The organism is Micromonospora sp. NPDC048930 (assembly GCF_043197935.1).
GTDB lineage: Bacteria > Actinomycetota > Actinomycetes > Mycobacteriales > Micromonosporaceae > Micromonospora.
On the sequence record NZ_JBICUB010000043.1, the window covers coordinates 1 to 2,359 of the forward strand.

At 69.7% G+C, this 2,359-nt stretch carries 2 protein-coding genes; both read right to left on the bottom strand.

What is annotated here, in order from left to right:
- Nucleotides 1-52 precede the first annotated feature (52 nt).
- A complete protein-coding gene (gene istB / locus ACGFI9_RS37855; protein ID WP_393186018.1) occupies nucleotides 53-823 on the bottom strand; it encodes an IS21-like element helper ATPase IstB in 771 nt (256 codons plus the stop codon).
- Complete coding sequence (istA, locus tag ACGFI9_RS37860) at nucleotides 820-2,232, bottom strand: IS21 family transposase (RefSeq protein ID WP_393186020.1); 1,413 nt, start codon at nucleotides 2,230-2,232, stop codon at nucleotides 820-822. Before istA ends, istB begins: the two co-directional genes overlap by 4 nt.
- Nucleotides 2,233-2,359 lie beyond the last annotated feature (127 nt).

Below are 2,359 nucleotides of genomic sequence, written 5' to 3' on the forward strand. Positions count from 1 at the left end.
TGTCGGCGTACGAGTTCGTGGGTCCAGGTAGGTACGAATGAACGGGACCAGGTCAGGCGACGTTGGCTTGGCCGTCGATGGCGGTGAGGCGGTTCTTGAGTCGGTAGCTGGGTCCGTTGATGGCCACGACGTCGCAGTGGTGCAGGAGGCGGTCGAGGATGGCGGTGGCGAGGACTTCGTCGCCGAAGACCTGGCCCCATTCGCCGAAGCTCTTGTTCGAAGTGAGCAGGGTAGAGCCCTTCTCGTAGCGCTTCGAGATCACTTGGAAGACGAGGTTGGCCTGGGCCCGTTCGAGGGGCTGGTAGCCGACCTCGTCGATCACGAGGACGTTCGGCCGCAGGTAGGTGTGCAGCTTGCGGGCCAGGCGTCCGATGGCGTCGGCGGCGGTGAGGTGGCGGACCATGTCGTCGAGGCTGGTGAAGTAGACGGTGAACCCGGCTCGGCAGGCGGCGACCGCGAGGGCGACGGCGATGTGGGTCTTGCCGACGCCGGGCGGGCCGAGCAGGGCGACGTTGGCTTTGGCCTGCACGAACGCGAGGGTGGCCAGGTCCCTGATCTTGCGCGGGTCCAACTCGGGTTGGAACGCGAAGTCGTATTCGTCGAGGGTCTTGTGGTGCGGCAGCTTCGACAGGCGTAGCCCGTTGCGGAAGCGACGCTCGTCGCGGACGGCCAGTTCTTCTTCGAGGACCAGGTCGAGGAAGTCCAGGTAGCCCATGGCCTCGGTGTCGGCGCGGGCCGTGAGGTCCGCGAGGGTCCGGGCCAGGTGCGGCAGACCGAGCCTGGTAGCGGTGGCCCGGATGCGGTCGGCGACGAGGTCACTCACGAGGTCGTGCCCTTCGGGTAGCTGCGTGCGGTGGTGAAAGGGCTGGTGCCGGCGATCTGGTCATAGACCGACAGCGGCCGGCGGTCGACGGTGACCTGGGCTGCGGCGGCCCGGTTCAGCAGCGCCTGCAACGGACCGCCGCCGGGTGCGGGGCGGGTGCGTGGCGCCGGGGTGTCGCCGGTGGTGGTCGCGCGGGTGTGTCCGTCGGGCAGGCCGTCCCAGTGGGTGGGGTCGACGATGCGGGCGCCGCGTCCGACCGCCCTCGGGTGGGTGGCCAGCAGGGTCTCGCCGTGCTGGTCGGGGATGGTGGCGTGGATGGCGATGGTCGCGGCGGTGGCCCGGACCTCGACCAGCTGCCGGTGGCGGACCCGGCGGGCCGGGACCGAGTAGAGGTTCGCGTCGTAGGCGACCAGGCAGTCCTTGCCGACATGCCGCAGATGCCGGACGGCGACCACATACGGCCGGGCCGGTAACGGTCGCAGGGCGGCGTGGTCGCGGGCGGCGCGGACACCGATGACCTCGCCGTGGGTGCGGTGGGTTCGAGCCCGGCGCATCGGCACCCACGCTTGAAACGCGGCGTCCAGGTCCGCCAACGACGAGAAGCCACGCCCGGCCAGGACGTGGTCCCGGACGATGGTGACCTGCCGCTCGACCCGACCCTTGCCGGTGGGGCGGTAGGCCGCGAGAACGTCGATGTCGAAGTCGTAGTGCCCGGCGAACGCGACCGCCTCCGGGTGCAGCGGCACTGCCTGCCCAGGGGCGACGTGCCGGCGCACGACCGTTTTCGTCCGATCGTAGACGATCGACTTGGGCACCCCACCGAAGTGGGCGAACGCCCGCCGGTGGCACTCCCAGAACGCCGACAGGTCCTGACTGGTGGTGAAGCAGCAGAACGGATCGCGCGAGTACGACAGCACCATGTGGAACGAGTAGACCTTGGCGATGCCGACGTGAGCCAGGATCGCACCCTCGTCGCCCCAGTCGACCTGCGCCTGCGCACCGGGCACCACCTCGAACCGGCGGTGCAACCCGGCCAGCTCGTCCGGACCGATCCCCAACTCCGCCGCGATCCGCGGCCGGGCCTCCTGCAGATACAGCTTCACCCGCTGGTAGGTGCCGGTGAACCCGTACTGCTCCACCAACCGCTCATGAATGACCGTGCCCTTGAGCAGCAGTTCCGCCCGCAGCCACGCGTCGATCACGTGCGCGAACGGGCTCAACACCGACACCCGTCCGCCTGCCCGCGGCCGCGGTTGCGGCGGCGCCGGCGGTGCATCCCCCGCCAGATACTTGCGCACCGTCTTGCGGCCCATCCCGGTCTCCCGGGCGATCTGCGAGATGCTCAGCCCCGCCTCATGCAGCGCACGGAACCGACGTAACTCCAGCCACCGCTCCGACCGCAGGACCATCGCCGCCTCCGCACCATCTCATACCGGGCGAAGTCTCACTCATCGGACAGCCAGCAGCCCCGCCGACACGCCGCACCTGGTCCCGTTCATTCGTACCTACCTGGACCCCTGGACTCGTACGCCGACA

What these genes read in the sequence shown, in the direction of transcription:
- istA (WP_393186020.1), bottom strand. Translation starts at nt 2,232, where the DNA reads ATGGTCCTGCGGTCGGAGCGGTGGCTGGAGTTACGTCGGTTCCGTGCG.